8 protein-coding genes are annotated in these 7423 nt (G+C 45.0%); 4 read left to right on the top strand and 4 right to left on the bottom strand.

What is annotated here, in order from left to right:
- The first annotated feature begins 142 nt into the window (after positions 1–142).
- Positions 143–544, top strand: coding sequence for a fasciclin domain-containing protein (locus O9290_RS13385; protein ID WP_002762406.1), 402 nt, complete (start codon positions 143–145; stop codon positions 542–544).
- A gap of 516 nt (positions 545–1060) precedes the next feature.
- Here O9290_RS13385 and glgB read toward each other — a convergent pair.
- The 4 genes from glgB to psbH form a co-directional block, all read right to left on the bottom strand.
- The gene (gene glgB / locus O9290_RS13380; RefSeq protein ID WP_002762407.1) at positions 1061–3340 is read right to left on the bottom strand and encodes a 1,4-alpha-glucan branching enzyme; all 2280 of its coding nucleotides are present in this window, start codon (positions 3338–3340) and stop codon (positions 1061–1063) included.
- Between the two features lie 100 nt (positions 3341–3440).
- A complete protein-coding gene (locus O9290_RS13375; protein WP_288087150.1) occupies positions 3441–3629 on the bottom strand; it encodes a hypothetical protein in 189 nt (62 codons plus the stop codon).
- A gap of 120 nt (positions 3630–3749) precedes the next feature.
- Positions 3750–3998 (bottom strand): TatA/E family twin arginine-targeting protein translocase, encoded by a 249-nt coding sequence (locus O9290_RS13370; RefSeq protein WP_002762408.1) that lies wholly within the window; start codon positions 3996–3998, stop codon positions 3750–3752.
- Between the two features lie 104 nt (positions 3999–4102).
- Positions 4103–4297 (bottom strand): photosystem II reaction center phosphoprotein PsbH, encoded by a 195-nt coding sequence (psbH, locus tag O9290_RS13365; RefSeq protein WP_002736544.1) that lies wholly within the window; start codon positions 4295–4297, stop codon positions 4103–4105.
- 444 nt (positions 4298–4741) lie between these two features.
- Here psbH and O9290_RS13360 point away from each other — a divergent pair, with 444 nt between their 5' ends.
- From O9290_RS13360 to O9290_RS13350, 3 genes are all read left to right on the top strand, one after another.
- Positions 4742–5341, top strand: coding sequence for a superoxide dismutase (locus tag O9290_RS13360; RefSeq protein WP_002762409.1), 600 nt, complete (start codon positions 4742–4744; stop codon positions 5339–5341).
- Between the two features lie 183 nt (positions 5342–5524).
- Positions 5525–6319, top strand: a complete 795-nt coding sequence (locus tag O9290_RS13355) for an alpha/beta fold hydrolase (RefSeq protein WP_002762410.1) — start codon at positions 5525–5527, stop codon at positions 6317–6319.
- Positions 6279–7175, top strand: coding sequence for a tRNA (5-methylaminomethyl-2-thiouridine)(34)-methyltransferase MnmD (locus tag O9290_RS13350; protein WP_043999386.1), 897 nt, complete (start codon positions 6279–6281; stop codon positions 7173–7175). Before O9290_RS13355 ends, O9290_RS13350 begins: the two co-directional genes overlap by 41 nt.
- Positions 7176–7423: the final 248 nt, after the last annotated feature.

The following is a 7423-nucleotide window of genomic DNA, read 5'->3' as shown; positions in this document are numbered from 1 at the left end:
TCTCCCTACACCCCACACCCCACACCCCACACCCCACACCCCACACCCCACACCCCACACCCCATCCCTAGAACGATCTTTGGGACAAGATTAAGTTTAAAATCTGAAATAGATAATTTTTTTAAGGGATCGAGTCAAGTTTATGGCAGATATTGTCGATATTGCGGTCAGTGCCGATAATTTTAAAACTCTAGTGACGGCGGTACAAGCGGCTAATCTTGTGGATGCCCTGAAAAGTCCCGGCCCCTTCACGGTTTTTGCCCCCACCGATGAAGCTTTTGCCAAATTGCCCCCCGGGACGATTACAACCCTAGTGCAGAATATCCCCCAATTAACCCGAATTCTCACCTATCACGTCGTTGCGGGCAAATATATGCAGGAAGATTTGGCAAAATTGGCTGTAGTGACTTCTCTAGAGGGTTCACCGATTCCCGTCGATTGTAGCGAAGGTTTTGAGGTGAAAAATGCCACGGTGGTTGCGGGTAATATCGAGGCAGATAATGGTGTGATCCACGTCATCGATACGGTGATCCTGATGGGTTAGTTTTTGACCGTCTTTTGCCCGGTCTGCATCTAGGGCAAATCTGTCTTATTTAGTCACTAAATATACATATACTTTTGCTTGTTTTTGATTTTGATGCTCGACGGAGGAAAATGCCCACTTTCTGCACTTTCTTGTCTGTACCTGTTCAGACTAAATCCTGTTATTAAAGACTGATTATCTATTGATCCTTTTGCCTATTACATGAGTAGAAAACGGGTTTCTCGGAGAAACCCGTTTTCTGTGCGTTACTCAACGGATTTAGTATTAGCCATCTCGACAGTAATGGCAGCGTGGAAGAACTCGCTCAAGAATGGGTGCAAACACTGCTCGCTAATCTAACAACTTAATCGTTTTCGCAAAATTAAGCCAAAAAAGAGGCCACTTTCCGCAAGATGGCCTCTAAATTTTTTTGTTAGGGGTTAGTCAGTTATCAGTTATCAGTTATCAGTTATCAGTTATCAGATGTTAGTTTTCAGTTCACTGTTTACTGTTTACTGATCACTGAAAAAAGCTTACCTATTCCCCAGAAGTATGAGGACTGATTTTGAGAACTAAAACCCCTAAAGGTGGTAAACAAAGATCAATCGAGTAGGGACGGCTATGATAGGACCATTCCTCCGACCATTTACCGCCAAGGTTGCCCATATTACTACCGCCATATTTACCCGCATCGCTGTTAAAGATTTCCTGATAAAAACCGGGATGGGGTACACCAACGCGATAATGGCTGTGGGGTTGGGGAGTAAAATTACAGACCACCACTAGAAACTCCTGCCAATTTTTGCTCCAGCGCAGGAAAGAAACGACGCTATGACTATTATCACTACAGTCGATCCACTCAAAGCCATCCTGACCAAAATCCTGGGTATATAAAGCAGGTTCACTCTTATAGGTGGCGTTCAAATCAGTAAAAAAGCGTTTTAGCTGTTGATGGGGTTCGTACTGCAAAAGACCCCACTCCAAATCACCCCAAACATTCCACTCACTCCACTGGCCAAATTCCATGCTCATAAACATGGTTTTCTTGCCGGGGTGGGTAAACATATAACTAAATAATGCCCGGACATTGGCGAATTTTTGCCACTCATCCCCCGGCATTTTGCCAATCATATTACTTTTGCCGTGAACCACTTCATCGTGGGACAAAGCCAGCATATAATTCTCGCTGTGGTTATACCACATACTAAAAGTGACATTATTTTGATGGAATTGACGGAACCAAGGATCCATGCCGAAATAATCGAGCATATCGTGCATCCAGCCCATATTCCACTTCAAATTAAAGCCTAAACCGCCCATATAGGTGGGCCAGGACACCATCGGCCAAGCGGTGGATTCTTCGGCAATAGAGAGAATTCCGGGGAAATAGCTAAAAATTACATGATTGACTTGACGCAGGAATTCCGCAGCCTCTAAATTTTCCCGGCCACCGTACTCGTTAGCCACCCATTCCCCATCTTTACGACAATAATCGAGATAGAGCATAGAAGCCACCGCATCCACGCGAATGCCGTCAATATGGTACTTATCGAACCAAAATAGGGCATTAGCCACCAGGAAATTTCTGACTTCGTTGCGACCGTAGTTAAAAATTAAGGTTCCCCATTCCTTGTGTTCCCCTTTGCGCGGGTCGCCGTGTTCGTAAAGATGAGTACCATCAAAGAAAGCTAACCCGTGGCCATCTTTGGGGAAGTGACCGGGGACCCAATCCACTAGCACACCAAGGCCATTTTGGTGACATTGATCGACAAAATACATGAAATCTTCAGGATTGCCGTAGCGACTGGTGGGGGCAAAATAACCCGTCACTTGATAACCCCAAGAACCATCAAAAGGATGCTCGGCGATCGGTAATAATTCGATATGGGTGTAACCTAATTCTTTAACGTAGGGAATTAGTTTTTGGGCTAACTCGTAGTAACTCAAAAAGCGCGCCCCAGTGTTCCATTCCGACACGGGAACCGCTTCCCCAGACCCGGAAAGTAAACGGGGGGGTTCGGCACTAGAAGCGTGCAGCCAAGAACCGAGGTGTAATTCGTAAACGGAAACCGGTTGAGTTAAAGGATCGCTATGGCGGCGTTTTTCCATCCAATCGCTATCATCCCAAGTATAGCTATCTAAATTGGCCACGATCGAGGCAGTTTTCGGGCGTACTTCTTGGGCAAAACCGTAGGGATCAGATTTTTCGTAAATATGACCTTCCCAATTTTTGATCTCGTATTTATATTTAGTGCCAACACCGATTTCCGGGATAAACAATTCCCAGACCATATTATTACGTTTCCGCATTTGGTGATCACGACCATCCCAGTTATTGAAATCACCAATAATCGAGACGTTGCGAGCATTAGGGGCCCAAACGGCAAAATAAACCCCTTTAATACCCTCGATTTCGGCTAAATGCGCCCCTAATTTTTCATAAATGCGATGATGGTTGCCCTCCCCAAACAGATGTAAATCAAAATCGCTGAGTTTGGCAGAACGGAAGGCATAGGAATCATAGATTACCCGTTCCTGTTCTCCCTCGTGGATGCGTAATTGATAATTGTTCAGTTCACCGATATCGATGACGCACTCGAAAAAATGGGGGTGATAAGCGGTCGTCATGGGATATTCTTGTCTTTGGGACGGTAAAATAACCCAAGCGGCCGTGGTTTTCGGTAAATAGGCTCTAACAACCCATTTATTGACTTTTCCTTCTTCTTCTAGGGGATGGGCCCCCAAAACCTCAAAGGGATCGTGATGGAGGTTGTTGACGATTTGATGGACTTGTTCGGGGGATACCACTATAGACATTCATTTACCACTCTTGACATCTACAATACTTATAGCAAGGAAATAGTCATTTTTTTGTTGCCTTCTGGGAATTCTCAAACTGACGGTATATTCTGCCGACTTAGGGTCTGCTGAAAAAGTTTTTCGTGGGGGTAGGGTGTGGGGTGTGGGGTGTGGGGTGTGGGGTGTGGGGTGTGGGGTGTGGGGAAGTGGGGTGTGGGGAAGTGGGGAAGTGGGAAGAATAAATAAAATAATCTCCTGTCTCGGAGTCTCCTGACGACCGGCTCCTGACTCCTGACCCTAACAACAATTTTTGATTTTTACAAGAGGTCTATGGTAAAACTGCCAATTTAATCCGGCTCTGGTCATTCCCGATGTTAATCTAGCGGATAGTCTCGAATTTGACCTAATCTACATCTCTACACAGTTCTTAACTGGAACGAGTTTGATCCCTAGGAGATTGACTTTCTTCTAATTCAGCTTTGATTTTTACCGAGTCTTCAATCTGCTCGGCCTCTCGCTTAAATTCACTTTCAAATTCCTTGGATGCTTCTTGAAATCCTCGAATCGTTTTGCCTAAACTGCGACCGATTTCTGGTAATTTTTTCGGTCCGAAAACTAGCAGGGCAATCAAGAGAATTAACCCCATTTCCGGCAATCCAATCCCAAAAATATTCATGTTTTTGCTCCTAATAAAAAACTCGCGGTGGGCAATAACCCACCTGCCAAAGTCCGCGGGATAATTCTGCCGCCAAAAATGGCGACGAGATTGTTGGAATCTGCTTACTGACCCCAATCTACATTAAATCCTTCTAAAATTAGGGAGGAGTTGTAGATCTGTAAAATAATCAGCAAAAAGACTAAAAACAGAGCCATAAAAACTCCCATCAGCAAGGTAGTTCCCCAACCGGGAGAAACTTTACCATATTCCGAGTTGAGGGGACGAAGGATTTCACCTAAGCGTGTACGCTGTGCCATAAGTTACCAAGAAAGATCTGTAAATGATAATTTTGTATTGATCCGTAATTTGACGAAGTGCCAACCGGTCAACCCAGTGAGATAAAATCTACTGCTGTTTCCAGTGGAGCTTTTTTGGTCTAATTCCGAACGGAATCGTTTTTCGCCTGCCCTGCCACGCCCACAAGAATCTGCAAGCGCCTACAGTACGGGAATTATTTTAACATTGTTTGGTGATCTTCTCAGGATTTAGGAGATGGTCGATGGGAGTTGAGGTGATGGGGGAGAAGGGAGATGGGAGAAAAAAGCTGATCGATCAGTGATCACTGATCAAGTCTCCTTCGGTGCTATGATTGAGGGTGTAAAGTTTTATTGCAAAGGTATTCGTCTTGGTTAAGCTGAATACTGACAAAAGGTTAACAACACTACCTTAAACAAGCTCTCAAGAGAGGATACAGAGAACACATGGCTTACACACTTCCCCCTTTACCCTACGATTACACTGCCTTAGAGCCTTGTATCACCAAAAGTACCCTAGAATTCCACCACGACAAGCACCACGCCGCTTATGTCAATAACTATAACGGTTTGGTCAAAGATACGGAACTCGATGCTCTCTCTTTAGAAGAAGTTATCGTTAAGGTTGCTGGTGATGCCTCTAAAGCTGGGGTTTTCAACAATGCCGCCCAAGCATGGAATCATAGTTTTTATTGGGACTGCATGAAACCGGGTGGTGGCGGTGCGCCTACCGGTGCTTTAGCCGATAAAATTAACGCAGATTTCGGTAGTTTCGAGAAATTTGTCGAAGCTTTCAAAACTGCGGGCGCTACTCAATTCGGTAGCGGTTGGGCTTGGTTGGTTCTCGATAACGGTACTCTCAAAGTTACCAAAACCGGCAACGCTGACAATCCTTTAACCGCCGGACAGGTTCCCCTCTTAACTATGGATGTGTGGGAACACGCTTATTATCTCGACTACCAAAATCGTCGTCCCGATTACATCAGCGACTTTTTAACCAAGTTGGTTAATTGGGATTTCGTGGCTGCTAATTTAGCAGCGGCCTAAAAATTTAGCTCAGTTAATCCAGTTATCAGTTATCAGTTATCAGGGATTGGGGAGCAGGGAGAAACCATCCATAGGTTGGGGGTTAATACTACTCTTAAAATTGGCCAATCTCTCTAATATTAATTATCCTTAAAATAGATAACCAGAAAAAACTTTTTTAACATCGATCGCGCTTGTTGCACAATGGAACAACCTGTCAGTTGGATTATTCCCCGTCATCCCCGTCCCGATTATCCCCTGTTTGTATTTTTACCCGGAATGGATGGCAGCGGCCAACTCTACCATCGTCAGATTAAAAACCTTGCTCCTTACTTCGATCTGCGTTGTTTGGCGATTTCCCCGCAATATCTCGGTGATTGGGAGGAATTAAGCGATTGCGTGATTGCTTTATTGGCCCAGGAATTAAAGGGACAATCGAGAAAAGTCTATCTCTGCGGTGAGTCTTTTGGTGGCTGTTTAGCCTTGAAAATAGCGACAAAATCAGCAAAATTAATTAAAAAACTGATTTTAATTAACCCCGCTTCTTCTTTTAATCAAAGACCTCTTTTAAGCTTGGGAATCGGTATCACCCAGATAATGCCCGATTTCATCCACGGCAGCTCGGCACTAACTATTTTACCCTTTCTCGCCGCTCTCGGTCGAATATCCCGGGAAGATCGCCGCTCTCTCCTCAAAGCCATGCAATACGTCCCACCGAAGACGATTAGCTGGCGTTTATCCCAGTTACAACGGTTTCAGGTTAGTGCCAGCGAGTTAAAAGATCTGCAATTGGAGGTGTTAGTGATAGCCAGTCAAGGCGACCGACTGTTACCATCGGTAGCGGAAGCTAAACGCCTAATTCAGCAGTTACCCGCCGCAAAATTAACGATTCTGCCCAATAGTGGTCATGCTTGCCTGCTGGAAACCGATATTCACCTCAAAGACATTCTCCATCACCATGCTTGTCTCCCCCGAAGCTTACCCGCAAAAAGTCACTGAGGATGGTTCTTATACCTTTTTTTCGACCGAATTCGGCGAATGTTATCATTCTACCTCCGGGGCAAGGGAAGAGGCTGAGAAAAAATTTATCCTCTCCAGTCGTCTGGCAGCGAAAGCAGACCAGAGCAATAATCTGAAAATTCTTGACATTTGTTACGGCTTAGGGTATAATGCCGCCGCTGCGTTGGCAGCCATTTGGCAAGTTAGGGGGGATTGTCGGGTAGAATTATTAGCTTTAGAAAGCGATCGAATGGTTCCCCTAGCGGCTATTAGAGAGAATCTCTTAAATAGTTGGAATCAACCAATTCCCGAATATTTAAATGATTTTGCCCATAATCACCGGCTAGACTTGCCTAATCTCACCGCTAAACTGTTAATCGGGGATGCGCGACAGACGATAACCAAGGTGATTGAGGCGGGTTTTCAAGCAGAGGCAATTTTTCTCGATCCCTTTTCCCCGGGTAAATGTCCGCAACTGTGGACGGTGGAGTTTTTAGCTTTAGTGGCCAAATGCCTGAGTCCGACGGGTTATTTAGTCACCTATTCCTGTGCTGCCTCGGTGCGAAGGGCTTTACAATTAGCAGGATTGCAGATTGGAGCCACCGATAGCGTCGGACGGCGATCGCCAGGGACAATAGCCAGTTTTTTGTCCTTACCCCCATCTCTATCGGCACAGGAACGGGAACATCTGCAAACTAAAGCCGCTATTCCCTATCGAGACGCGACTTTAACTGACCCAGCCGAAGTGATTATACAACGTCGTCGCAGCGAACAGGCTCTCTCTGATTTAGAACCGACTAGCCACTGGAAAAAACGTTGGCAAAGATCGTTTAATTCGATCGAAATCTCGGAATGAGAATAATGTAGGTAAGTAAGTAGTTATAATTAAATTGAAGATAGATTTTGCCTCTGATCCCCCCTGCCCCCCTTGATAAGGGGGGTGCCGATCCCCCCTTAATCCCCCCTTGATAAGGCTATCCATTAGTCACATCTTTCTTAACATAAAATTTGACAAAAAGAGAAAAGTGTGCCAGATGGCTCAAGGGGGTTCTATGGGGGAACTAATTTGATGAGATAGTTTCCAAGTCTCGCTGATATCATGTA

Origin of the sequence: Microcystis sp. LE19-41.2A, from assembly GCF_027530405.1 — a bacterium.
Classification (GTDB): domain Bacteria; phylum Cyanobacteriota; class Cyanobacteriia; order Cyanobacteriales; family Microcystaceae; genus Microcystis; species Microcystis aeruginosa.
Note: the sequence above shows the minus strand (reverse complement) of the source record. Positions and strands in the feature narration are given on the sequence as shown.